The organism is Bacillus cereus group sp. MYBK245-2 (genome assembly GCF_051916145.1).
GTDB classification, from domain to species: Bacteria; Bacillota; Bacilli; order Bacillales; family Bacillaceae_G; genus Bacillus_A; species Bacillus_A pacificus.
This window is the reverse complement of the sequence record NZ_JBQAGB010000003.1, coordinates 35,952-62,120: the sequence shown is the minus strand read 5'-3', so window position 1 is coordinate 62,120 and position 26,169 is coordinate 35,952. Positions and strand designations below refer to the sequence as shown.

Sequence of the window (26,169 nt, the reverse complement as noted above, 5' to 3'; positions counted from 1 at the left end):
TATCACCTCATGAGTTCCATACGTAGCCACTATGCGCTAACGTAATATGGCCACTGAAAATTTGTTTTGCTTCTGTTACTAAATCAGCTGGATTGCCTGTATGCGGTAAGTGCGTTAATAAAAGTTCTTTTACATTCGCATCTTTCGCAATACTTGCTACTTCTGTACTATTCATATGCCCTGCTTTTGCAGCCTCTTGATGTGCATACATATTACACTCACAAATGAAAAGATCAGCATCTTTCGTGAATGGAATAAATTCAGGAATATAACTGGAATCTGCGCTATATACTACAGCGTCATTACCTGCTGTAATACGCATCGCAAAGCATGTAACAGGATGAACAGTTTTTAAGAATGAGATCGAGAACGGTCCAACTTGAAGTGTTTCTTCTGGATTGTACGCGATTCCTTTCGTATGCGGTTCATGCGTTAAAGAATGGAATCCACTCTCATCAAACGTATGACCGTATATTGGTAACTCCGGTAGTTGTCCTTTTGTCGCACTCGTAATTAATCTCGCATATTGCAATACCCCAATATCTGCAACATGATCGTGATGGTAGTGCGAAAGTACAACTGCATCTATATCAGATGGCGTTATATATTTTTGAAGCTGTGCTAGTACACCACTACCACAGTCTACAAGTAAACGAAAACCATCGTGTTCAAACAAATACCCCGACGTTGCTTCTCCCGCTTCTGGAAAGCCGCCCCAAAAGCCGACAACAGTCATTTTCATATGTATCCATCCTTTCTAAAACCGAGTAGAAATGCATGTTTTACTTACATCCTACATTGTTAACTATAATCCATTTCCTAAACTTTTTCATTAATTTTCAATTTTGTTATAAAACAGTTATTGACTTTTGTTTTTTGTACTAATACAATGATAGTAAGAAATGGAAATGGAGGGATTGACATGATCGATCAACCAATGGAGTTTTTCAGAAATTTACCGACGAAAACTTGTGCGCACTGCGGGAAAGAAATTGATGAGCAGCACGAAGCATACCATAACAAATGTGATGACTGCGTTCACGAAGAATAGTAGTTTGTGAGCATAAAAAAACCTAGCAGACATAGTCTACTAGGCTAATAACATCGTATCCTTCATCGTTGAACCTTTCACCAAGAGCTCCAGTTCAAACTCATACAATTCTTTTTTTCGATAATTTTTCGTATGGATTTTATCCATCATCAGGTCGACAACTTTTCGGGCCATCTCATCGATTGGCTGTTCAATTGTCGTAATACCTGGCTCTGTAATCTGTGATAAAATTTGATTATCAAAACCGATAACAGCGAGATCATCTGGAATACTCCAGTCATGGCGCTTCGCCTCTGAGATAATTCCAGCTGCTACCTCATCGCCTCCTGCCAAAATCGCGGTAGGATTTTTTTTGTCCTTTAATACTTCATGGAATATTCGTTTTCCATCTTCCCAAGAGAAAGCGTTTTCAAGAAAATCAATCGCTTCTACTTGGCGGCTCTTCTCCGTTATGGCACGTAAAAAGCCCATTTTTCGCTGTTGACTAACGACTTTGGTTTCGTTTCCACGGCAAAAAATAAGATTACGATATCCTTGTTCTAACACATGCTTAGCAGCTATGTATGCTCCTTGCGCATGATCAAACTTCACTGTTGGAATATTTGCTTCCTCAATATATTCATTACATAACACGATTGGACCGTGTTGTAAGTATGGCTCTACATCTTCCCACGGATTTTCTAGTGAACATAGAATAATCCCATCTACTTGCTTCGTAGATAATAATTGTAAATACTCCATCTCTTTTTCCGGTAAATATCTTGTTTGACAAATAATCAGTTTATATTTATGCTCAGAAGCAGCAATCTCGATTGCTTCAATAAATCTACTGAAGAAAGGATTTGTAATCCTTGGAACTAGCACCGCAATTGTTTCTGTTTTTTGTTTACGAAGCCTTCTCGCCGCAGAATTAGGAACGAAGCCTAAATGCTTCATTGCTAATTGAACCCTTTTTTTCTTCTCATCTGAAACATATGGATGATTATTAATCACCCTAGAAACCGTTGTCCTTGATAACCCCGCTAATTTCGCCACGTCCTCTATAGTCGACACGAAATTCTCCCCCTTTGCATGAAAACGTTTTCTTAAATTGATTATATAGTATATTATTGGAAACTGCAATACGGCTTCTTATGATTTTACTATATTAATATTATACATAGGGAAAAGTATGTTAATGGGAGGGGAATTTATATTCGTTTTAGAAGTTTACAGGAGGCATATTTATTAAAGATAGAGGGTGATATTTCATGAATCGGACAGATCGTTTATTAGTCATATTAATTGAATTACAAAGAAGACAAACTGTTACCGCACAAAGCTTAGCTGAAAAATTTGAGACAAGTATAAGAACGATTTATCGAGATATGGATGCACTTAGTGAATGTGGCGTCCCAATTTTCGCCATGCCCGGCCACGGCTATTCATTAATAGATGGTTATTTCTTGCCCCCCATTCAGCTTACGCCTGAAGAGGCTGTTACCCTTTTACTAGGCGGTGATTATATCGAGAAAACTTTCACTTCTTCTTTTTCTGTACATGCACGATCAGCAAAAGAGAAACTTGAAATTGTTCTCCCTGCTGATCAACAAAAGAAAGCCCAGGAATTACGAGAAACTTTTCGTTTCCTTTCTCCTATATTTTCACATCAGCAATCTGAACAAGAAAAACTAGAAAATCAACTTCTTCTATTGCAAGAATCTATTCAAAAAGAACAAGCTATCTCTTTTTCTTATCGGAAACCGAGAGAAACTACAAAAATAAAGCGGACCGTTCATCCTTACGGCTTAGTCAATATTTCAGGGATTTGGTACATCGTTGCCTACTGTTTACTTAGAAAACAAATACGTAATTTCCGCTTAGATCGAATGGAGAAATTACAGCAAGAACAAGAATTCTTTACAAAACCCGAAGACTTTTCTTTGCAAGAATATCAGCCTGAAAGCAACCGTACTGTGATGATTCATTTATTATTCCCCTCCCATATTGCACATAAAATTATTGAATCACGATATTTTTTTATAGATTCATATGAACATAGAGATAACTATTTTCACGTCTTTTTGAAATCTAGAAACATAGATGAAGTGTTTCAATGGGTATTGAGCTGGGGAAGCCAAGTGCACGTACTTGAACCAAAAATTCTTTCTGAAAAAATTCGTGATGAAGCAAAAAAAATGTTAAAACTTTAATTTCACTACTGACATAATGTTGTCAGTAGCCATCCTTTATATTAGGTATTAACAAATACATTTTCATAAAAGGGAGTTAACAATATGAAGAAATTTGAGGAATTAGCAACGTATTACATAGACGAATTAGAAAGGTACTCTATAGAACAATTTAGGATCAAACCTTCTGCTGAGGAATGGTCTCTCGGTCAAATGTATAATCACTTAATTTCAGCTACACGCATGCAGTTAGATGCAATCGCGAAATGCAGAACTGAATTACCTTCTGTAACTAACAAGAAAACAGATATGGGAGAAAAGGTATATATGATGGGGGCTTTCCCAGACATAAAAATCAAATTACCAGATCATCCTGGATATACGCCTGAAAACCCAGCTAATAAAGAAGACGTACAGAAACAGCTTCTAGAATTAATTACAATTGTTAAAGACATTGAGCCAACACTTTCTTCTATTCCAAGTGATTGTAAAGTCGAACATCCTGGGCTTGGTTACTTACATGCAGCAGAATGGTTCCAGCTTATTTTTATGCATTTTGCACATCATCTGCGCCAGAAAGAGCGATTAGAGAACGCAATTTCATAATTTCTCATAAAGGGAAAATGGAATCCTCCCACCAATATAGTGGGAGGAAGAATAAAATGTTTTAAAGATGGCTCAGATATTTACCTGGCTATCTTTTTAATCATGACTATTAAAATGGAACTATACAAAGTAAGCTACTAATTTGTAAGAACCCTCGTTGAAAAACTGAATTGAGACAATTATATACATTACTGAAAGTGAAAGTTCAAATAAAGTACTATTTTTATTTCTCAACAAAAAAACGTAGGGAATATAACAAATTACGAATATCACGTATTATAACAAATGGTATGACTAAAGAATAATTTTTATAAAGCCCGCCATAATCATTCCCTCCTTTAATTCCTTAGACAAATATTCACACAAACTGTATTATATCTACACTTAAAAACATAATAACCTTATTTTTCAAACCTATTACAAGCCAAACTTTCTCAACAATTAATTACTAAAATACGATTTACAGCTATAAAACTATCACTTATCATTAAGGATAATTTTACCATTTAAATAAAATACAGGTAAAATTCCCAGAAAAAATAAATTGCACAAAGGGGATGGATTATGAAAAAGCTACATGCATTAACATTAACAATAGGGTTACTAACTTCTACTGTGATTGTACCTACTGCTTCTCTGGCAAAAAGTGATGATTTACCTTACTTAAATGAAATCAAAAAAATGCAGCCCGATGTAAGTACACAAGAGCTAATATCTAGTATTAATGAATTAGCAAACAACACTGGGAATACAAAAGAAGCTGTTTCTGAACAGATTTATAAAGAGCTAAAAGCAGATGAAGAACAAGGCAAAAAAGAAGCAAGTAAAAAAATGAATACTTTAGGAGCTAGTGGTGGTACAGTTTCAGTAGGGAATAGCAATATGGGGGATTTCTTCTATACGGGTTCATACACTGCATACTTAAATCATGGACATGTTGGTATGTATTATAGTTCAAATACAATTGTTGAATCTGTACCAGGTGATGGCGTTCGTACAATTAGTACTACATCCCGTAAAGTAGATAAAGGAGATGCGGTAGTAAAATCCGTAAATACATCTTGGCAAAACAAAAATGATGCGGCATGGTGGGCAAAAGATCGTGTAGGTAAAGATTCATATTCTTATAATTTTGCTACAAATAGAAGTACAACCCATTATGGAGCTAAAAACTGTTCTAAATTAATTTGGTCGGCTTATAAACTTCATGGCGGACTAGATTTAGATAAAGATGGCGGTGCTGGTGTATATCCACGAGATGTTCGTGACGCAAAACAAACCTCAACAATTCGTAATATTTAATACTGAAGAAGAAGTGCAACAACTATAGTTGTTGCACTTCTTCTTATAAAAGGAGCTCATAACAGTGAAAAAAATAATTATTCTTATTTTAAGTGTAATTTTAATTGCAGCACTCATCTATTTTTTCTTCTTTAGAAACAGTACTGTAAATTCGATATCTGAAGAAGATATTGAAAAAAAGGATTTTTTAAAAGATAAACAAGCTGTCATATATCTCTCTTCTACCGCCGACCAAGATATGGATGGCAACGGGATTAGTTATGCGATATTCATCGATAAAAACGAAAAAGCACATGGATATAAAATGAATGGTTTAGAACTCGGCGGAATAGGTGTGTCTGATAACAAAAAAGAAATCGTACTAGAAAGTAAAGATAATATTAAATTTATTGGAGAAGATTTTAAAAATTATAAAATGAAATACCAACATACAGGAGATCAAAGGATATATTTAAAAAAACAAGACTTATTTGTTAACATTTACAATTCAGGCAGTAACTCCACTACTGGCAATTATGATTCAAATGTAATGTATGGTAATCAAAAGCAAATTCATAAAGGAAATATCCCTCATTATCTTATTAGTTCTGGCGTTAATACAGATGAAGTTTTAGTTTTAACTCAAGATATAGATAAAAATGAGCATAGTTTAAAAAAATTATTATTTAATGATTCAACTATGCATCTTGAAGATGTTACAACAATTAATCTTGATAAAAACATGTCGTATTCTAGTTACTCATCTATTTTAAGTGACTCAAATTTTTATTATACGATTTTAATTGAGAATGATAATTCAATTAAAGGAAAAGTATATTTATTACGCATTGATAAAAAATCATTAAAACAAGATTTAATTTTACTTTCTTCCGAGGAGAATTCCACAGCTTCCATACCATTTACAAAAAATAATTCCGCTTATCTACATAACAATGAATTATTTTTTATAAATGGACTAGGTGATGTCATAACTTTTAATACAGAAACAAATGCAGTCAATCTTAAATTCAAAATTGATTACCATGTAACCGATGGCGTTAGATATAATGAACAAACATATTTTGAAGACGATCAATTATATGTATTACGTTATAATGAAAAACAAGAACATAAATATTCTATAGAAACATACTCTCTAACAACCGGTAAAAAAATTAAAACTACTACAATCAAAGACATGGATCAAATTGTTACATCAGTTAAAGGTGGTAAATCCATTTACGCCTACGATTTTAAAATATTGCAACCAAATAAATAATAAGAAGCTCTGTTTTCAATAACAGAGCTTTTCATTTTAACTTCTCCCACTTCGTCCAAACTTCTCTTTCATTTATACGATACATATTATCCTCGCGATCCATAAACCCCTGCACAATAAACTCGCGTCTAATCGTACAAAAATCGTCATGATATTGTTTGATGAATGCATTGATTTCTTTTTCCGTATACTGATTTTCAACGTTTAATTTGCTAATTAAATACTCTAACAATACTAGTTTTTTCTTCTTTTGACCTGGAATCGATTTTAGACGGTCCTCTTTATCGAAAAAGTTACGAATAGTTGTATCCCTGAATTTCATTTCACTTTCAGTCATTTTGTTGTCCTCCATCGATTTTTTCTTTATCATTTTTATTGATTTTTTTACTTAAAAAGTCAATAAAGTAATAACCACCCATTAACACATAGTAGAACGTAAGTATTCCAAATGCATCTCTCATACTTGTATATACTTCTTTATCAAACAATATAGGTGAAAGGGCATAAACAAGAAAAATAATTAGCGGATTTATAATTAAATAAGAAATATGTTTTCTTTTCATCATATCCCCCCTCTACTCTATGTTTCTCTATAAATTGTTGTAATTCCTATCCTTTTATTTAGCCTACACATGAAATATGGTGAAATTAAGAAAAAAAAGGGATATAAAACAACCATTACATTATGAAGAAAATATTTTATCCACTTTAAATACAGTTGTACACCTTTCTTACAACTGTATTTCTTTTTCATTTTTACTCCTCTCATCTACACTTCTCTTAATTTATTTATTACTTTTACGTCTGCAACTTTTTATTCAAATTAATAAATTCAATATGGTAAATTATGTTATAATTTAATTATACATACTTTGGAGGGGAAATAGTGAAAAAAGCTATTATCGTATTAAGCATCCTATATCTTATTTTAACCGTACATACAGGAGCTGTTCTTTTAGGAAAAGAGGATTATAAAGGGACTATCAATACATTAAAGAAAACAAAGGAAACCGCTTCCTTCCAATCTGCAAAAGACGGTGTGATTTTATTAAAAGGAACATTAACTACCGCGCAACCTATTACAGAGGAAAAACTTCAAAATAAAGAATTCGCACTCCTTGAAATTAATACATATAAACGACGAAAAGCAAATTGGATAAACATTAATACTGAGCAGCATATTGCAAAGCAACTCTTACTAAACAATGAGACTCTTCCTGCCTTAAAAGAAATCCGTTTCTCAATGGAACCAATTACACTGTCAGGCAAAGATATTTCTGCCGAAGACTATTCACTAAAAAAGAATGATACCCAATTAACAATTAAAGGTAAAGGATACCGATACACCGGAATAGAAAACAAATCAGACGTTCTTATTTTTGGCATAAAAAAAGGAGATACACTTGAAGGTTATAGTGGCTCTGAAATTCTAATAGGAAAAACAAAAGAGGACATTGCCAGCAACATGAAACTATATACTTTTGCTGAAAAATATGGTCCATTTGTTTGGATTGTAGCTACAATTATTCTTATAAGTATTGCTATATGCTTCTTCCGTAAAAATAGAAAAACAAATGAAATTTCTCAGCCAATAAAACAAAACTAATAAAAAAAGCACCATTTCGGTGCCTTTTTTATGTTCCTTATTTACGCTTCAATCGATTGATTTTCAGCAATATTTCTAAATTGTCGTTTGTGCATCCAAGTTAATGAAGCGATTGTTCCAAGTGATAATGCAACGATGAAGATCATGAGCATTCCAATGTTTTGCCACATGAAGTTAAAGTCTCCGCTTGATACGACTGCCTTCAATCCAGATACAGAGTATGTCATCGGTAACCAAGCATTGAATGGTTGTAAAAACTTCGGAATCAATTCTAGCGGGAATGTTCCGGCACTCGTTGTCAGCTGAATAATTAATGTGATGATGGCAATGAAACGTCCTGCATCCCCGAACGCTGTTACTAAACATTGAATTAATGCGATAAACGCTAAGCTTGTAACGATGCTAAAGAGTATGAAATACGAAATACTTTGTACTTCTACACCTAATCCGAATAGTAATATGATATCTGCTACTACAGCTTGAATAATACCGACTGATAGTAAAACGCCGAACTTACTAATAAACCAGCTAAACCCTGATTTTGGAACACCAACTGTGTCACGTAATGGATATACGATTGATAATAGTAATGCCCCAACAAATAAACCGAGTGATAAGAAATACGGTGTAAATCCAGTTCCGTAGTTTGGAACTTCTGCCATTTTCTCCGTCTTCACTTTTACAGGGCTTGCAAACATATCATACGTTTTATCCATTCCTTTTACTTCACTAGTTTTCTCTGCCCCTTCGCCAAGTTTCTCAGCAAGTTCACCTGAACCATCATTTACTTTTACGAGGCCATCCGTTACTTTCCCTGATCCGTCTTCCAGTTTATTTACGCCGTCGATTAGCTGAGTTGAGCCAGTTGACATTTTGTTTAGGCCACCATTTAGATCGCCCAGACCTGTTGTTACTTGATTTGAGCCATCTGCTAATTTGCTTACTCCTACAGATAATGTGCCTAAACCGCCTGTTACTTGACTTGAACCGTCCGCTAATTGATTTATTCCACCTGCCATTTGATTTGCTCCTACAGATAATGTACCTAAACCACCTGTTACTTGGTTTGAGCCATCTGCTAATTGATTTGCTCCTTCAGATAATTGACCTAATCCTGCTGTCACTTTTCCAGAGCCACTTTGTAATTGCGTTACTCCATCAATTAATTGAACTGATCCATCTTTTAATTTATCGGCACCTATTTTTGCATTACCTAATCCTTCACCTAATCCATGGAACTTACTTACAAATTCGCTTTGTGCATTCGCTAATTTTTTAATACCACTCGTTAAATTTCCTACATCTTCCGGATTCGGCATTTTGCTTTGCATCCCACTTGTCTTTTCACCGATTTCACCTTTTAATTGTTTTACTTCTTCATTTAATCTATTTGTTCCACCTGCTACTCCGGCAGCTTTTTGCTGAACTGTCGTTGTACTTTTTACGGCACTTGTTATGAATGGTTGTAACTGCTCTTGATATTCTTTCGGTAAACTTTCAATTTGCTTTTGTAAATTCGCTACCTCTTGCGCTGCATTTTTTGCATCTCCTGCTGTTGATTGCGTAAGTTCATTTAACTGATTTACATTCTCTCCAGCTCCGGTTATTTTCTCATTTACTGTATTCAATATAGAAGGAACTTTCAACTGCATTTCCTCTAAAGCTCCAGCAGACTTTTGTACGTTACTATTTAATTCCTGCAAACCCTTTTGAATTTCTTGAGACACTTTTTCTAATTGATTTTGTCCTTCAACAAGTTTCCCCATACCATTTGATAGATCCGTTGTTCCTGTTTTTAATTCACCGGATTTACTTACTAATTTGTTCAAACCACCAGTCACTTTCTCAGATCCATCACGCAATTCACCCACTTTACTATTTAACGTATTTAAACCTGCTGTTACTTTTCCGGAGCCATCTACTAATTTCCCTATACCTGTCTGCAATTCACCTGTTTTGCCATTTAGCGTATTTAAACCTGCTGTTACTTTTCCGGAGCCATCTACTAATTTCCCTATACCTGTTTTGCTATTTAGCGTATTTAAACCTACTGTCACTTTCCCTGACCCATCTACTAATTTATTAGATCCATCTGCTAATTTCTGAACTCCATCCTTCATCTCTCCAGACTTCCCTTGAAGTGTATGAAGGCCGTCCGTCACTTTACTTGAACCATCATGCAGCTCACTTGATCCGTCGTGAAGTTTATTTGCTCCTTCCGCCCCATCTGCTAATCCTTTTGAGACGTCTTGAATGGAATCAAACATTTTCTCTGCATATGTTTTCGTTAACGTACTTGATACTTCACCTTTAATTTTTTCAATGGCTGTTCCGCCAATTTGTGAAGATAAGAAGTTCAAGCTTTCGTTTGGAATGTATTCTAAGTTTAATGGTTTTGGATCATCTTTTAATAACGTTGTAGCGTTACTTGAGAAGTCATCTGGAATGCGTACTAACATGTAATACTTTCTACCTTCCATTCCTCTTTTCGCTTCTTTTTCACTTACAAATTCCCATTTAAAACTTGTATTATCTTTTAAATTATCAACGAGCCCTTTTCCGACCTCAATTGGTTTCCCATCAAATACTGCCCCTTTATCTAAATTGACTACCGCAACTGGTAAATCATCTAACTGTTTATACGGATCCCAGAAGGCCCATAAAAACATACCTGCATATAAAATCGGTACGAATAAAACCGCGATAATTGGAATTAATATTTTTTTACTTTTTATAATTTGTGTGAACTCTTTACGAAGTAACTGATTTCCTTTCATTATTTCTCCCCCTTTTTAAAATGACCAAAACGTTCAATTGGTCATTTTCACCCAAACAAAAAGGCTATACTTATTCATACATATGCCTTATCCCCGAATTTATACTATGCAACTGTTCCTTAATTTGAAAGTAATATTTCTATTATCCCCCCTTAAATTGTATATATGACCATTTTGTTCATATGGTCATTTTTATAATAATAAAAGGATTATCTTAATTTGACAATCCTTTTAATAAATAAAGTTCAAATAATTCTGCAATTTTTTCTTTTTCTAGCGGTTCATGATTTTTTTCCCAATCAAAAATAAGCGATACATATAAGCGAAGCATAATAAATGCTGTAATTTCTGGATCACATTTGCTAATTTCACCTTTATCAATCGCAATCTTTAAATACGATTGAATGACAGAAACGATTTCCACATCTACTTGTTGCATGACTTCTTGTACTTCTTTCGTTCCCATATCACGCTCTTCTTGAATTAACTTAATCATGAGCTGATGTTCTTTTCTGAATTCTAATATGCTATATAATGCTCTATGTACATTTTCAAAAAATGAAACTTCTGAACGAATTGCATTTTCTGCAACTTGCTTCATTTCTGTAATTAAATTAGAAATAATCTCGCCAAATAGCTCTTCTTTATTTTTAAAAAAAGTATAAATCGTTCCTTTTCCTACATTCGCTAACTTCGCTACTTGATCCATCGTTGTTGCTTTATAACCGAATGCTGAAAAAGACTTTGTTGCAGCTTCAATAATAGAACGTTTTCGATCTATCGCCACATCTTCACCTCCAAAAATGACCAATTGGATAATATAGTCAATTAGTACATCTTTGATATTACCACACGCTTACATTGTATACAAGTTCTCTTTTTTATTATTTCCATCATAAAAAATTTCAGTCAAGTTATATCATACTTTCCATAGTTTATCAGAAGAAAAGAGAAAAGGAAAAGGTGTTCTTAAGATATACAGCTAAACCTTACTTACAAACAACAAATTTCTCTTTTTTTAAATAATCAAATAAAAAAACAAGAAAATCTTTACATTTAATAGTAATATAGAAAATAGACAAGTTTATCAAAATAGTGGAGGCTTTTTCAGTCATGATGCGTGCACTTCGTTTAAATATAAAGCAAGCTTTTTGTAATCGTGTTTCTTTAATTATTATGTTTAGTGGATTCGTTCTTATTTGTATTTATCATTATTATTATGTCATTCGTTATTTAGGAGACGCTGCGAGCGGACCTATATCAACAGATATAAAATGGATTGGATTTCGTGATAATGAAATGGATGTTTATTTATTATTAATGCCAGTTATTGCGAGTTTCCCCTTTAGTACAAGTTACAATTCCGATAAGTCAGATAGTTTTAAACCGTTCGTGAGCAAAGGAATTTCTTTATTTCCTTATTCAGTAACGAAATATATCGTTACGTTTTTTTGCGGAGGATTTCTTTATACCTTTCCATTCATCTTATCGTTATTATTTTGCAAATTAACAATTCCAGACGGAACACCTACGATTGGTTCTGGCATCATAAATGAGGATGGAATGTTCGCAAACCTATACTTCGATGCGCCTCTCACTTACATTACGGTATATATTGGAATTAATTTTTTATTTGCAGGTTTAATGGCCCTCTTAGGACTTGCTGCATCTGCATGGTCACAAAAAGACTATATGGCGATTCTATTTCCATTTGCAGTTAACTCCATTCCGTACGTCCTACTAAATACAATATTCCCTACAATAGGTGGAGCACCTATTCATTTATATGATCCAAAGCAACCATTGCAAGGCATGTCACCGTACATTTTAACGATGCAATGTGCTTTCTTCCTTCTCGTTAGCTTACTTATGTATATACAAGGAGTAAAGCGAGATAGAAAAAAATATAAAAGAAGACTGCAAAAAAGAGATCGATGTAGAAAAGCGTTTCAAGTAATTTCAGACTAAATCATTGAACGAATAAGAGCGTAATTCCCTGAGTGAGATTAGAGAATTACGCTCTTATTATCATTACTCATATAATCATCCTCCCCTTTACGACGTACCTGCCAATCCCCATAAAATAACAACCGTTACAAAGTAAATCGCTTTAATACCTACCACTAAACATAACAAACTAATTGCATATTTACTTAGCTCTCTTCTTGCGCCGATTAAAGTAAAAATAACTGCCAAGCTAAACGTTATATAAGATGCTGCTGTATGTATTAAGTTATATGTAATATCTAAACTTTGCGTAAGTCCTATTACCTCCGCTACAAATTGGAGCATGACGATTGTACTAAAAAAAATTGCAAGCTGATTTATTAATTTTCCATTTAACCATGCTTGCATCTTCAACCTCCTCGTTAATAATACTGAATTTTTAAATAATGTTAACATAATTTTTACAGAAAAAGAACGCTCAGTATATCTCTAAGCGCTCTTTCTCAACTACTTAAGAAGCTTTCTTCAAATCAATTTGAGCAAGTACTGGGTCGTGGTCACTTACACGGCCATGCTCTTTCATAATGTTTGAGTTTAAGTGTACAGGATCTACTATTGTGTGTGGTGCAATGTTATTGGTTACTAAAATATGATCTAACACTTGTGCATTTCCTTCATGAATATACGTGTAGCGATTTTCTTTCGGCACTGTGTTTAACATATTTTTTAAGATTGTTCCTTCTAACGTTTTTAATGGTTTAGCGAACTCAAAATCGTTCATATCCCCTAACACAACAACTGGTGCATTCGTGTTCTTTTTCTGAATACCTTGTACGAAATTGTTTACTTCTTGTGCTAATTGAACTCGTTTTTCTTCACTTTTTAATACGAGCGGTTGTACTTTTCCAAATGGCGTTGCATCTCCTAGTTTTGAGTTTAAGTGATTTGCAACGACGACGACGTTTTGTCCTTGGAATGTAAATTCTGCCGCAAGTGGTTTACGTGTACTTTCAAACAATGGGTTTTCGTCTCCAATGCGAACGACATTTTTATCAAGTAACTTCGGTACCGCTGCTAATTTCACGCGTGATGGGTTGTAGAAGAAACCGACGCGAATATTCGCTCCTGGCGCTCCACCGTCTAGGTTATTATGCGGAGCAATTTCTACATACTCATACTTTGGCCCGCGAATTTCTAGCACCGCATCAATAATACGTTTTGCGCTTAATGAAGCATCTGTTGTACCGTCATTAATCGTTCCATTATTATCTTGCATTTCCTCTACCCCGATAATATCTGGCATTTTTAAATTGTATTTAATAGAATACGCTAACGCCTTTACTTTTTCATCTGTTGTTTCTTTTTTATTCGCCGAGAAGTTTTCAATGTTATATGTAGCAACTGTTAACTTATCAAGACGCGGCTGAATATTGGCCCCTACTTGCTTAAATCCGCCGTCTACTACAGATGGTAATTCCGTTATTGGCGAAATGCGGAACGCACCATAATCATATCCGACTACTCCTGTTATATCTCCAGTGAAAGTATCTCCTACTTTTGCTACATAATCACGAGGTACTTTTACAGAAAGACGCTCTGGATTTAATTGATTTTCATCTAATACAGGTGTGCCATATTTCGTTACGACTTTATTCCCGCCATTTTTCACTGTTACATATAAATTCCCGTTTTTCTGAGGGGCAATAATTTTTGGCGTTGGCATCGTAACGCGCATACCTTCTATACTTTCATAAAAGTCGATTGCATCTTCATTTGGATCAAATAAACCAAATGCATCATTATCGATAATTTGATCAGGAATTTTCACACCGTTTTCTCCAAGTACAATCGGTGCTGGTAAAGCTTGATCTTTTGCGATTACAGCAACGCGGCTCGCTTTAATTTCCGTCGTCGTTAAGTCTGTTTCAAACCTTTCTGCATATCCAGGTCCAACATATTCTTCTACTACTCCATCAACTTGAATAAGATCTCCTACTGCTACATTTGCATCTTTTTTGTATACGTACATACCTTCTGAAGTAGCTGGATCATTATCTGGTTGATTGTCTTCTATATAAAAACCATTTTTTTCAAATGCTGTTACAACGCCTTCCACATTGTATACTTTCTTCCCGTTGTAAGGAGAAATATGTGATTTTCCTTGAATATCATGAATACGAACTGGCTCATTGTTTACGATAATAAATGAAAATGTTGAAACTGCTGAAGAAGTAAGCCCTTCTTTTTCAGCAATTGCTTTCACTACACTATTTTCATTCACTATAATTTGTCCATTATAACGAACACTTTTATTTGTAGGGTTAGAACCATCTAACGTGTAATAGATTGTTGCTCCTTCTGTATTCGTTGTTAACGTTATCGCTGTTCCTTTCGCAACTTCTCCGCCACTAGGTGAAGCTACTACATCGCTAACACGGTTTTGCCCTTCTCCTTGAAACTTATGAGCTGTTACTGATTTTAAACCTGGGCTACTAAAATATAATTCAAGTGTCCCTGTTAAACTAACTTTCTTCCCAATATTTTCAGGATGATCTTTTACGTTTACTGCCGCTCTCACATCGCCCTTTGGCAACTGAACAGGCATAATTTTGTCTGGATTCGTTTCATTTGGCGAATCGGCAATTGCCACATTTGTGTCGTCAAACTTAGCCGGATCCTTCGTGTATTTAGAAGGACTTTGCGTATATCCAACGATATATCCTTCCACTATCCCCTTCGTTTTCCCTTGCTGCTTAAATACTTGAATTGCTTTTTCTACTGACATAGAAGTAGTTTCTTCTGCTTGTACTAAAGTTCCAGTAAATGAAAGCAATAGTATGAATGATAAAAAGACACTTAACAATTTCTTCACAGCCATTTCCCTCTCCCTATTTCATATTTTCTCAGCATTTCTATCATATCAAATGATTCGTTATATAGAATGATATTTCGACAAGTTTTACAAAAAATTCATTTAATTTACAAGCTTTCAAACTATAATACAAAATAATAATTTTACACCTTCTACGAATGCGTTTTATAATATGAAAGAGAAAAAAACAGAAATATCGAATTTTAATTGGCATGTAAAATGGATTCATTTGAATAGGAGTGATTGGATGGAAGTGCAAACAGAAACATACCGCGCAGCTATGAATGGAACATTAGAACGTCATTTTTCAGATATGATTGCTGTTATACCAACTAGAATTACAATTGAGCAATTAAAACAGCGGCTAGAAACTATCGCTACTAAAGTTGATGAGTTAAAAATTGTTTATAGTGATGAGACAAGCCTTATCGTTGAGTTACATATGGATGATAAAGTTATACCATATGAACTGCATATTGATGAGGCGAATGACCCAGAAGAATATAAAATGTACAATAGACAAGATTCTACAATCGTAGATCGTAATTTTGAAGATGCGGCTTTCGGTACTGAAATTTTCACTCGTACGCTATTTGTAGGCGATGTACTGGACTGCTTTTTCCAGCAGTTACAATTTTTATGGAACCTCGCCCCAGATTTGTTATTTGTAATCGATTCAAGTGCCGCAATGAAGGTGATATCTAGAAGCTATATTGAATATCACGTTGAAAATGAATTATTACCTGACATTCCTGACTTATACGTTATTCATTCCGTTTATGAAGACGATAAAGAAGGCGAGCCTACGCAATATTGGTTTCATACACACGGCCTTTTAAGAGCGGGCGTAACAGAAATAGAATTAATTATTCCAAATCGTATTTCTTCCTACTACGGCATTGGTGACCTCTTTCAAACATTTGCGAATAATGCCGTTGAGAATGGACAAGTCCCTATGAATGAGCCTATCGTTATCGCGCATAGTCAGCAAGGTTCGATACATACAGTAGCTGTTCCGTGGGAAAAAGGATTATCTTATATTGGGCATAAAACGAGTATGGATCAATTATCTTCAATTGAGAATGAAGAAGTAAAGCTACAACCTATAGATGCACAAAACACATTCTTAGGCGGGATGGATGACCGAGATGAATACCACCAATCGCCATCTGTTCTCTTGTTCAAATTTGATACTTCAGAAGAATGTATCGAAAGCTTTTTCAAAGAACACGAGGAAGCTACAGGGCTCATGTTTTATAAAACAAATAGTGAAACGGCTCGTATGGCTTACAATGCGAAGAATACTTTCGGGTATTTCAGCAACATTTTTCAAATTGAAAAATCCAATGAAGAGTTTCGTTTTCTCGCTAAGTTTGGTGTTTCCTATGAAGAGGGAAAAAGTGAACATATGTGGTTTGAAATGCAAAACATTACGGAAGAATTCATTCAAGGAATACTCATTAACGAACCATATTTTATAAAAGATATGAGTGAAGGAAATAGTTATCATTTAGATTTTGATGACTTAACAGAATGGGTTATTTATGCAGGAGATGCCGTTATAAATCCAAATAACTTATATATGTTTATTGGTGAATAAGTAACAAAACGCCTTCAATGTGATTGAAGGCGTTTCTCTTTACTGTGCGATTAATTCTGTATCCATTACTTTCTCCAAATGAGCTAGCACACGCTTTGCTGCTTTCTCACCTTGATCAATACAGTCCGGCAGACCAGAACCAGCGTAAGAACTACCTGCCAAGTATATACCTGGCAACTCTTTCTCCATAAATGTTGTGAGTTTCTTCATTCGCTCGTTATGACCTACTGTATATTGGGGCATCGCTTCTTTCCAGCGGCTTACGACTGTAAACTCTGGATCTTCTATAATATCCATCGTCTTTCGTAAGTCTTCTAGTACAAGCTGAACGAGCTCCTCTTCTGTTTGTTCTACAACTGCTTCATCACCAGGTCGTCCAACGTAACATCGAAGAAGCGTTTTTCCTTCTGGCGTTGTATGTGGCCATTTTTTATGTGTCCACGTACATGCTGTAATTGTGTAATCACTATTCCGAGATACGACAAATCCTGTACCATCAATATCGCGCTGAATGGCTGATTTCGGGAAAGACATTGCTACATTCGCAACTGATGTGGACGGAATGTTGCGGAAGAAACGAAACTGCTTGTACTGTGCAAACATAGATGGCAATACTTTATGTGAACTTGCCACTACGACCGCATCCGCTTCTATTTCTTTTCCGTTACTAAGAGTAATCGTATAGCCATCACCAAGTTTTGCAACTTTTTCAATGCGAGTGCCCTTTATTATCGTACCTTCATGCATCTTTGCTTCGAGAGATTCTACGATAGATTCTAAACCAGTTTTCACTGTTTGAAAGATTCCTTTTTTCGGTTCAGCTTTCTCTGCTTTTGGAGCGAGCGTACGCATACCAAGTGAAATACTGCGATGTTTCTGCTCAATTTGATACATTTGCGGGAATGTTGACATTAAGCTCATTTCATCAATATCTCCTGCATAAATACCCGATAGTAATGGTTCGATTAAATTTTCAACCACTTCGTTTCCGAGGCGATGCCTGAAAAAATGCCCCAGTGATTGGTCAGATACTGGCTTTGATCTCGGCATTAATAGATCAAAACCAGCTCTTAGTTTACCAATTGGGGAGAACAGCCCGGAAAATAGAAACGGCGTAATTTGCGTTGGAATTCCCATCATTGATCCGCTCGGCATTTTATGTAACCGATTGTTTACGAGGATAAATGATTGACCGGCCTGATTATTTACAAGTTCATCGCCAAGACCTAATTCTTTCACTAATCTAGCTGCACTTTCTTTTCGTGCTAAGAAAGAATCCGGACCGCGTTCAATTGTAAATCCATCTTTTCGAACGGTTTGAATTTTCCCGCCAAGTTTACCCGATGCTTCTATCAGTAATGTATCAATCGGCAAGTTCTTATCACGAATATCTTTTTGTAAGTTATACATTGTTGTTAATCCTGTGATGCCACCGCCGATGATTACAACTTTTTTCCTCAAGCAGGCTCCCCCTTTCTTCTTACATTACAGATTCTTTTTTCTTTAATACAACATCTGTTAAGCAGTCAATAAATGCGTCCGATGCGTTTGGCATTTCTGGACGATAATATTTTGCGCCAATTTCATCCGTTACAACTTTACACTCAAAGTCATTGTCATATAAAACTTCTAAATGTTCCGCAACAAATCCAACTGGTGCATATACGAATGAAGTATAACCGTGCTTTTCATTTAGTTCTCTCGTTAAATCTTGTACATCTGGACCAATCCAAGGATCTGGTGTGTTTCCAGCACTTTGCCAACCTACTGCATAGTTTGCTACTTCAGCTCCGCGCGCGATATAATCCGCTGTTTCATTTAATTGATCTGGATATGGATCGCCCATTGCAATAATCTTTTCTGGTAAGCTGTGAGCTGATACGATTAATACTGCTTTTTCACGTTCTGCGTCTGACATACCATTATATATACCTTTCACTGCTTCAACCCAGTACTGGATAAATTTCGGTTCTTTATACCAGCTATCGATGCCATGAATTGTTAAGTTTCCAAGTTTCTCAGCTTCTTCTTGTGCTCGTCCAACGTATGATTTTACGCTAAACGTAGAATAGTGCGGCGCAAGAACAAGTGCGATTGCATCTTGTATACCGTCGTTATGCATATCTTTCACTGCGTCTTCAATAAACGGTTCAATATGTTTTAAGCCGAGATACATATGGTACTCTACTTCATCTTGTACTTCATTTAAACGCTTCTCTAACTTCTTAGCTTGCTCTAATGTAATAGTAGCTAAAGGAGAAATACCACCAATTGCACGGTAACGCTCTGTTAAATCTTCCAGCATTTCAGGACTTGGCTTTCTTCCTCTGCGAATATGTGTATAGTAACGTTCAATATCTTCTTCTTTATATGGCGTTCCGTATGCCATTACAAGCAAACCAATTTTCTTTTTCATACAGCAATTCTCCTTTACTTCGCTAACTGCCCTTTAGAGTATTCATGAATAAATGTAGTTAAACGTTTTAATGTATCTGGATTTACTTCTGGGAATACACCGTGACCTAAGTTAAAGATATAACCTGGCTGCTTCATCCCTTGATCTAAAATACCTTTTACATGTTCTTCAATAACAGACCATGGCGCAAGTAAGAATGAAGGATCCATATTTCCTTGTACCGCTTTGTGAATACCGCGTGCACGTGCCTCTTCGATTGGTAAGCGCCAGTCTAAGCCGACTACATCAAGCGGTAAGTCGTGCCATTCATTTACTAAGTGTGCAGCTCCTACGCCGTGCATAATCATCGGTACACCCATCGTGCGAACTTCTGCAAAAATACGCTCCATTGCTGGTTTAATAAATACGCGGTAATCTGCTACATTTACTGTTCCAACCCAAGAATCGAAAATTTGAACTGCTTTTGCCCCTGCGTTAATTTGCGCTTTTAAATATGTAATAACCATATCTGCTAGCTTATCCATTAATGCGAACCAAGCTTTCGGCTCTGCATACATGAACGCTTTCGTATTATGGTAGTTGCGAGATGGACCGCCTTCAATCATATAGCTCGCTAATGTAAATGGAGCTCCTGAAAAACCGATTAACGGTACGTCTAACATTTCTGTCGTTAATAAACGAATTGTATCTAATATGTACGGTACGTCATCTTCTGGATTGATTTCCCCTAGTTTTTCTACGTCTTGTAAAGAACGGATTGGATTATCAATAACTGGGCCAATACCTGATTTAATTTCTACATCCACACCAATTGCAGGTAGTGGTGACATAATATCTTTATAAAGAATTGCTGCGTCTACGTTATATTGATCAACTGGCAGTTTTGTAACGTAAGCACATAACTCTGGATTGTGTGTAATTTCAAATAAAGAATACTTTTCTTTTATCTTTCTATATTCCGGCTGCGAACGACCTGCTTGACGCATATACCATGCTGGTACATAATCCGTACGTTCCCCCCTACATGCTTTTAAAAATGTCTCATTTATAGTTCTTACCAAGACCCTAGCTCCCTTCCTTACCACAATGCTTCGAATACGTTCGATATTTATCTTTTTTTACTATACAGCTTGTAAAAACAAAATGCATAATATTATGTACGTTGTTCATTAAATTGACACAAACATTCTTAAAAACGCTTACCATTTTCACAACATTCTTATTATAACACAGAGAAAAACTATGGTTTAGCTACTTTTGACTTTTCTCCTTCGCGTTTCGTTTGTGTGTTATATGGCACAACGTAAAAACTCGGTTTTGAAAAGATGTTAACGAACTTTTCCTCATATTCCCCGGCACCGTTTACAGTACCTACATGCGTATGAATTCCGTTTTCCACTCTATAAATACGGTACATAATTCTTTCATCTGGAAGTGGTGTCCAGCTTAATTTCGCTTTAAATAAACCGAAAGGACTAAATGCTAATTTCATTTTCACATCTTCAATCTTGCGTAGACGAATCGGAGCACCGATTGTTTCCACACCTTCTGGCTTCCTAAATTGCTCTTTCTGTTCTACATTTGCTTTCGTTAAAATTTTCTTAAACAATTTCGTTGCTGACGCACTTTCTCCTTGCAACTGATGCTCTTTATCTATGCGGTCATAGCCAATCCAAACAGCGCCTACTAAATTTGGCGTATAGCCAACGAACCACATATCTCTCGCTCCATTATCGTCATTTGGTAAGGAAGTTGTACCTGTTTTCCCAGCTAACGCCCCATTATACACACCGGCTTTCGCTGTCCCTTCCTTTACAACTCCTTCAAGCATTTTCGTCATATACCAAGCCGTTTGTTTCGAGAAAATTTTCGTTTCTACTTTTGGCGATTCCCCAATGACTGCGCCGTGTCTATTTAACACTTTATCAATCACGTGCGGCTCAATAATATCACCATTTGCTAAAAACGCACGGTACATTTTCACAAGATCAAATGGTGAAACCCCGTTTTTTAATCCGCCAAGCGCTGTACTTAAACCAGCATCAGCAATATGTACATTTCCTTTCTCTAAATATTGCTTTCCTTCTTCTACCCCTAACTCATTTAATAAAGAAACTGCCGGTACATTTGCTGACTCTAAAATCGCATCGTACATCGTCATTTCTTTTGAATACTCATGATTATAATTTCGAGGTTCATACCCTTCAAAAGAATGTCTTTCATTCTTTAATAAAGAATACGGATTATACTTTTTCGTTTCGAGTGCTGGCGCATAAACGATAAGTGGTTTTAGCACAGAACCGGGCTGTCTTTTTGCAAAAATACGATTGAACCCTCTCGGAACGTACTTTCTTCCGCCAATTGCAGCTTTAATACCCCCCGTACGATTATCCATTAATAAAAAAGCACCTTGCGCCCCCTCTTCTTTCCCAGGGAAATTCCTTACATCTTGAAACTGGTTATATGCTACCTTTTGAATCTTTTCATCCATCGGTACAACAAACGTATATCCTCCGCGAAGTACTTCTTGATGAGACAATCCGTATAAACGTGCTGCTTCATCTATGACCATATCAATATACGGCATATATGCGAGTTCATTTTCATCTAAGTTTTTATATAGAGCAATTGTCTTCCCTTGATAACGTACGCTTTCTTCGGCAGTCAAATAGCCTTGTTTATGCATAAGTGACAATACGAGATCACGGCGCTCTTTACTCTTCTCTGGAGAAAAATAAGGTGAATATCCGTTTGGTGACTTCGGAAGACCTGCAAGCATTGCCCCTTCTTCTACTGTTAAATCTTCTACATTTTTATTAAAATATAACTTTGCTGCAGCTTGAATACCGTAAGCTCCATGGCCAAAATAAATATGATTCATATACATTTCAAGAATTTGTTGCTTCGTATATTTTTGCTCTAATTGAAGGGAAATTGCGACTTCCTTCAACTTACGCGTAAATGTTTTTTCACGAGTTAAAAAGACGTTTTTAGCAAGTTGCTGCGTAATCGTACTACCGCCTTCGACCTTCTCTCCAGCTAACGTGTCTTTATACAGAGCGCGGAATATAGACGGATAATCGATTCCTTGATGCTCATAAAAACGAGAATCTTCCACCGCAACGAACGCCTGCTGCACATATTTCGGAATTTGCTCGATTGGCACCAAGTCTCTATTTTCTACGTATAATTTCGTAATTTCTTTCCCTTTCTGGTCAACGATACGTGATGAAGAGTGGAAAACGAGCTGCTTTTCATCCATCATATAGCCACCAGCTAACACAATTAGTTTATAAAGGACAATCGCTAATAGTAGCGTTGCTAACCCACCTAATAAAGTCCACTTTACTTTCTTCATACATCGGCCTTCTTTCCAAATGATGGTACATTTATTATTTGAAAAAGAGGTATCTTTATGTATATAATCTTCGAAGTTTTTTAAGAGAGTTGATATAATAGAAACAAATAAATAAGGGGGCATTAAAATGAAGGCTATTATTTCATACGAAACACCTCTAGAACAAGCACATTTCACTGCAAAAAATGATGAAAAAAATATGTTTTATAAAGAAAATACAGAAGAATCTGTAGAAGGATCTCTTAAGTATGACGTACTAGACGCTGTTGGAGAATTTAAAGGTCAACCTGGCTATATCGTTTGTAATAATATTTCTGTCACAGACGAAGGCCGCCCTGTATTTGAAAACCGTTTCAAAAACCGCGCAGGCCTTATTGAAAACGAACCAGGATTCCAAGCGATCCGCGTTCTACGCCCATTAAGTAACGATACATATGTCATCTTAACGATGTGGGAAACAGAGCAAAACTTTAAAGACTGGACAGAATCACGTTCATTCGAAAACGCTCATAAAAAACGTCCTGCCCAAGCAGAAGGACAAGCTCCGGCGCATCCACATGCAGAACAGCAAAAGAGTATTTTCTCTCGTCCATCTTTCGTGACTACTTTTGATGTGTTAGTTTAGGGTTTTGGAGTTCGAAGGCCACGGTATGTGAAATTATATCGGCGATTTTCCGAATATATCGGCGCAACTTGAAATATATCAGCGATTTTCCGAATATATCGGCGCAACTTGAAATATATCGGCGATTTTCCGAATATATCGACTTATCGACAAATGACGACATAAAAAAGGAAACACCGTTACACGCCAGTGTTTCCTTTTTCTTTATACCAATTATATATACAAAGCGCGTCTTCTTTTTGCATATGTTTCACTTTGTAAGCGTGCCCCGCTACCGATACGACAGCTGTACATAGCTCGTCTTTCTTTTGAAAATACGATTGACTGTATCCGACTGCTTGAACATGCCTTCTTCGCATGATTCCTGTATATTTCGCGAGTCCTCGGTACACCATGACTAACTGATTGTCTCGTATCATATAACCACTACTTGTATACCGCGCGTATGCAAGTAACGTAAATATAATACATAGTGGTATGAGAGTGAATAACGCGATATTTTGTTTAAAATATATACTCGCACCTATGATTGGCACAGCGAGTACGGCACTTGTAATCCAGCCCATGATGACGTAACGACGTAATGCTGCTTTTGGTAAATGAACGATTTCCGCTTCCATTTCATACGGCAACTGTAAATATGCGAGTAACTGCTGCACATCTTTTTTCTTCATAAAAGGATGTAACATCACTTCATTTCCTGCCGCTTCTATACTTTGAATGACTTCTACTTCGACAGAGCAATATCCGAAAGGCTGGCGGAGAATGCCTTCTTTCACCGTAATCGCTTGAATACGGTGTAATTTTAAAACAAACTCTTTCTTATCAAATAAACCTTGCACGATGCGAACTTCATTTCCGTTTCGCTCAATTTTAAAGTTCGCATATTTTAATGCATAACCTGCTGTTGAAATGACCCACGAAACTGCCATTAAAATCGCCGCCATAACGATTAATTCATATACACCGTTATCCATCACATACGCTTCTACTTTATTGATAAGCCATTCTGGTAGAAATTGATTAAACTCTGTGTAAAGGATGACTAACATAGAAAACACTAATCCGAATCTACCAGATGTAATAGATGCTGCTAAAATCTCTTTCGTTGTTAACTGATATACCGTCTTACTTCCTTCTTCCGCAGGCCCTTCTTCACTCACAACACTTCTTTCTTTATGTAATAAAGCAATGAGTTCCTTCGCTTCTGCTTCTCTAATACCCGCCAACATCACTTCTGGCTCAGTACCGCCGCCTGCCACTTCAATATTTAATTTCGTCAGTCCGAGCACTTGATAAATGATGTTAGAAGACGTACTAATATTTTGCACACGTTCTTTATTTAAATAACTTTCTTTCTTAACGAACACACCGTGCTTTATATGTAAAATATTACTTTCGACCCAGTACACTTTGAAATACCATTTTATCGCTGAGAAAATTGCCATAATGAATAATATGGCTAAAAGAACGAGATGAAAGAAATACCAAGGTTTTACTTGACCATCTGATTTAAATAAAACAAGGAAAATAAAAGGCAATAAACCCGCAATTCGAATACCTAATAAAATCGTGATCGGATGTTGCCTCTTATACATCCTCATCACTCACTTTCGCAAGTTCTCCAATTTGTCTTTTCAGCTGCTCTGCTTCTTCTTTCGTTAAACCTGGAATACTATGAGAAGTTGCTGCTGTTGAAATATGTAATTCTGCTAAATTGTACTTTCTCATAATCGGGCCCTGTTCAATCGTTACGTGCTGCACACGAATCATCGGAATAAGCACACGTTTTACAACGAACATTCCCTTTTGAATCTCAATCTCTTCTTCATTTAATCTATAACTATAATAGCGCTGACGTAAATTTGGAAATACAAAATAATCGAGCGGAATAAATAGAATAGCTCCTGTGACTAACAAGCCAAACAACCAACCCCACCAATTAAAATTGATCATAAAAAAGAAATACGCAATTACGACTGCTAGTATAACTGCCGCCCCAATTAAAGCATGAATTCGCCACACTTTCAGCATATTAGAATGAATCTCCCTTTCTAACGGCTGCATCTCATCACTCCAATTATATGAATTTATTACTTATATATTAGTTGGTATATACATTTTTGTAAAATTATAGTTTTTTACATCGTATCGAGAACTTCTTTAAAATTCCCTTCATTAATGGAATACACTTGAAACTGAATGTAATCTATCTCATTCGTATCTGGCTTAGCAAATGGCAAAATGTTAAATCTAGAAGCCGATCTTCCTAGCATATCTACAATCATAAGAGAAACGTCAATATACTCGAAGTCTACACAGAATATGACTGCTTCTCCCGTACATTCATACTCTTTAATCGCATCATAAGACTTATTAGCACTAATTAACATCACTTTTAATAGTTGGTTCAAATTTTCTGGTTTAAAATTAATCATATACGTGGCTCCTTTTTCAACAAAACACTACAAAAATAGTGTAATCTTATACTTTCATAGCTTCACACATCAATTATATTAAAAATAAAGCTAGTTTTTTATAAATTTTTTGATATAATTACATACGGGAAACGGGAAGAAT

The 26,169-nt window shown here is 35.8% G+C and carries 24 protein-coding genes; 9 read left to right on the top strand and 15 right to left on the bottom strand.

Features of this window, described 5'->3' with window-relative positions:
* Window positions 1–7 precede the first annotated feature (7 nt).
* On the bottom strand, window positions 8–742 hold the full coding sequence (locus ACTFRN_RS07395) for an MBL fold metallo-hydrolase (protein ID WP_000784661.1): 735 nt from the start codon (window positions 740–742) through the stop codon (window positions 8–10).
* A gap of 180 nt (window positions 743–922) precedes the next feature.
* Between ACTFRN_RS07395 and yhfH the strand changes: the two genes are divergently transcribed.
* Window positions 923–1,051 (top strand): protein YhfH, encoded by a 129-nt coding sequence (yhfH, locus tag ACTFRN_RS07390; RefSeq protein ID WP_000567010.1) that lies wholly within the window; start codon window positions 923–925, stop codon window positions 1,049–1,051.
* A 39-nt stretch (window positions 1,052–1,090) separates the two neighbouring features.
* Here the strand turns inward: yhfH and ACTFRN_RS07385 are convergent, their stop codons facing one another.
* Window positions 1,091–2,104 (bottom strand): LacI family DNA-binding transcriptional regulator, encoded by a 1,014-nt coding sequence (locus ACTFRN_RS07385; RefSeq protein ID WP_000103718.1) that lies wholly within the window; start codon window positions 2,102–2,104, stop codon window positions 1,091–1,093.
* Between the two features lie 197 nt (window positions 2,105–2,301).
* Here ACTFRN_RS07385 and ACTFRN_RS07380 point away from each other — a divergent pair, with 197 nt between their 5' ends.
* The 4 genes from ACTFRN_RS07380 to ACTFRN_RS07365 all read left to right on the top strand — a co-directional run bounded on the left by ACTFRN_RS07380 (window position 2,302) and on the right by ACTFRN_RS07365 (window position 6,388).
* Window positions 2,302–3,243 (top strand): helix-turn-helix transcriptional regulator, encoded by a 942-nt coding sequence (locus ACTFRN_RS07380; protein ID WP_001082276.1) that lies wholly within the window; start codon window positions 2,302–2,304, stop codon window positions 3,241–3,243.
* Window positions 3,244–3,327: 84 nt separating this feature from the next.
* Window positions 3,328–3,828 carry a DinB family protein gene (locus ACTFRN_RS07375; RefSeq protein ID WP_000713013.1) on the top strand — a complete coding sequence of 167 codons (501 nt, stop codon included), beginning with the start codon at window positions 3,328–3,330 and terminating at the stop codon, window positions 3,826–3,828.
* Between the two features lie 564 nt (window positions 3,829–4,392).
* Window positions 4,393–5,130 carry a hypothetical protein gene (locus ACTFRN_RS07370; RefSeq protein ID WP_000733100.1) on the top strand — a complete coding sequence of 246 codons (738 nt, stop codon included), beginning with the start codon at window positions 4,393–4,395 and terminating at the stop codon, window positions 5,128–5,130.
* 64 nt (window positions 5,131–5,194) lie between these two features.
* A complete protein-coding gene (locus ACTFRN_RS07365; protein WP_000720213.1) occupies window positions 5,195–6,388 on the top strand; it encodes a hypothetical protein in 1,194 nt (397 codons plus the stop codon).
* A 31-nt stretch (window positions 6,389–6,419) separates the two neighbouring features.
* Here ACTFRN_RS07365 and ACTFRN_RS07360 read toward each other — a convergent pair whose 3' ends face one another.
* Window positions 6,420–6,725, bottom strand: a complete 306-nt coding sequence (locus ACTFRN_RS07360; protein WP_140383351.1) for a DUF2087 domain-containing protein — start codon at window positions 6,723–6,725, stop codon at window positions 6,420–6,422.
* Entirely contained in the window at window positions 6,718–6,954 is a 237-nt protein-coding gene (locus tag ACTFRN_RS07355; RefSeq protein WP_029141072.1) for a hypothetical protein, read from the bottom strand. Before ACTFRN_RS07355 ends, ACTFRN_RS07360 begins: the two co-directional genes overlap by 8 nt.
* Before the next feature lie 320 nt (window positions 6,955–7,274).
* Between ACTFRN_RS07355 and ACTFRN_RS07350 the strand changes: the two genes are divergently transcribed.
* Window positions 7,275–7,994, top strand: a complete 720-nt coding sequence (locus ACTFRN_RS07350; RefSeq protein ID WP_000709153.1) for a hypothetical protein — start codon at window positions 7,275–7,277, stop codon at window positions 7,992–7,994.
* A 41-nt stretch (window positions 7,995–8,035) separates the two neighbouring features.
* Here the strand turns inward: ACTFRN_RS07350 and ACTFRN_RS07345 are convergent, their stop codons facing one another.
* Both ACTFRN_RS07345 and ACTFRN_RS07340 read right to left on the bottom strand, forming a co-directional pair.
* Window positions 8,036–10,771, bottom strand: a complete 2,736-nt coding sequence (locus tag ACTFRN_RS07345; protein ID WP_088106541.1) for a YhgE/Pip domain-containing protein — start codon at window positions 10,769–10,771, stop codon at window positions 8,036–8,038.
* Between the two features lie 214 nt (window positions 10,772–10,985).
* Complete coding sequence (locus ACTFRN_RS07340; RefSeq protein WP_000963380.1) at window positions 10,986–11,558, bottom strand: TetR/AcrR family transcriptional regulator; 573 nt, start codon at window positions 11,556–11,558, stop codon at window positions 10,986–10,988.
* 326 nt (window positions 11,559–11,884) lie between these two features.
* Between ACTFRN_RS07340 and ACTFRN_RS07335 the strand changes: the two genes are divergently transcribed.
* Complete coding sequence (locus ACTFRN_RS07335) at window positions 11,885–12,739, top strand: hypothetical protein (protein ID WP_016716730.1); 855 nt, start codon at window positions 11,885–11,887, stop codon at window positions 12,737–12,739.
* 87 nt (window positions 12,740–12,826) lie between these two features.
* Here the strand turns inward: ACTFRN_RS07335 and ACTFRN_RS07330 are convergent, their stop codons facing one another.
* Complete coding sequence (locus ACTFRN_RS07330) at window positions 12,827–13,126, bottom strand: hypothetical protein (RefSeq protein WP_088106540.1); 300 nt, start codon at window positions 13,124–13,126, stop codon at window positions 12,827–12,829.
* A 103-nt stretch (window positions 13,127–13,229) separates the two neighbouring features.
* Window positions 13,230–15,596, bottom strand: coding sequence for a DUF6359 domain-containing protein (locus ACTFRN_RS07325; protein WP_074567806.1), 2,367 nt, complete (start codon window positions 15,594–15,596; stop codon window positions 13,230–13,232).
* Between the two features lie 241 nt (window positions 15,597–15,837).
* Here ACTFRN_RS07325 and ACTFRN_RS07320 point away from each other — a divergent pair, with 241 nt between their 5' ends.
* Entirely contained in the window at window positions 15,838–17,190 is a 1,353-nt protein-coding gene (locus tag ACTFRN_RS07320) for a DUF4026 domain-containing protein (protein ID WP_074567807.1), read from the top strand.
* A 39-nt stretch (window positions 17,191–17,229) separates the two neighbouring features.
* Here ACTFRN_RS07320 and hemY read toward each other — a convergent pair whose 3' ends face one another.
* From hemY to ACTFRN_RS07300, 4 genes are all read right to left on the bottom strand, one after another.
* Window positions 17,230–18,651 carry a protoporphyrinogen oxidase gene (gene hemY, locus ACTFRN_RS07315; protein WP_074567808.1) on the bottom strand — a complete coding sequence of 474 codons (1,422 nt, stop codon included), beginning with the start codon at window positions 18,649–18,651 and terminating at the stop codon, window positions 17,230–17,232.
* Window positions 18,652–18,670: 19 nt separating this feature from the next.
* Window positions 18,671–19,606: a ferrochelatase gene (gene hemH, locus ACTFRN_RS07310; protein WP_074567809.1), complete on the bottom strand. Its 936-nt coding sequence runs from the start codon at window positions 19,604–19,606 to the stop codon at window positions 18,671–18,673.
* A 14-nt stretch (window positions 19,607–19,620) separates the two neighbouring features.
* A complete protein-coding gene (gene hemE / locus ACTFRN_RS07305) occupies window positions 19,621–20,667 on the bottom strand; it encodes a uroporphyrinogen decarboxylase (RefSeq protein WP_000252611.1) in 1,047 nt (348 codons plus the stop codon).
* Window positions 20,668–20,846: 179 nt separating this feature from the next.
* The gene (locus ACTFRN_RS07300) at window positions 20,847–22,964 is read right to left on the bottom strand and encodes a transglycosylase domain-containing protein (RefSeq protein WP_074567810.1); all 2,118 of its coding nucleotides are present in this window, start codon (window positions 22,962–22,964) and stop codon (window positions 20,847–20,849) included.
* 127 nt (window positions 22,965–23,091) lie between these two features.
* Here ACTFRN_RS07300 and hmoB point away from each other — a divergent pair, with 127 nt between their 5' ends.
* On the top strand, window positions 23,092–23,589 hold the full coding sequence (gene hmoB, locus ACTFRN_RS07295; protein WP_000644055.1) for a heme-degrading monooxygenase HmoB: 498 nt from the start codon (window positions 23,092–23,094) through the stop codon (window positions 23,587–23,589).
* Between the two features lie 179 nt (window positions 23,590–23,768).
* On the opposite strand, the gene ACTFRN_RS07290 is transcribed toward hmoB, so the two are convergent.
* The 3 genes from ACTFRN_RS07290 to ACTFRN_RS07280 all read right to left on the bottom strand — a co-directional run bounded on the left by ACTFRN_RS07290 (window position 23,769) and on the right by ACTFRN_RS07280 (window position 26,027).
* Window positions 23,769–25,187, bottom strand: a complete 1,419-nt coding sequence (locus tag ACTFRN_RS07290) for a PH domain-containing protein (protein WP_000278102.1) — start codon at window positions 25,185–25,187, stop codon at window positions 23,769–23,771.
* Complete coding sequence (locus ACTFRN_RS07285; RefSeq protein ID WP_001182705.1) at window positions 25,180–25,656, bottom strand: PH domain-containing protein; 477 nt, start codon at window positions 25,654–25,656, stop codon at window positions 25,180–25,182. Before ACTFRN_RS07285 ends, ACTFRN_RS07290 begins: the two co-directional genes overlap by 8 nt.
* Window positions 25,657–25,730: 74 nt before the next feature.
* Window positions 25,731–26,027: a hypothetical protein gene (locus ACTFRN_RS07280; RefSeq protein ID WP_049111520.1), complete on the bottom strand. Its 297-nt coding sequence runs from the start codon at window positions 26,025–26,027 to the stop codon at window positions 25,731–25,733.
* Window positions 26,028–26,169 lie beyond the last annotated feature (142 nt).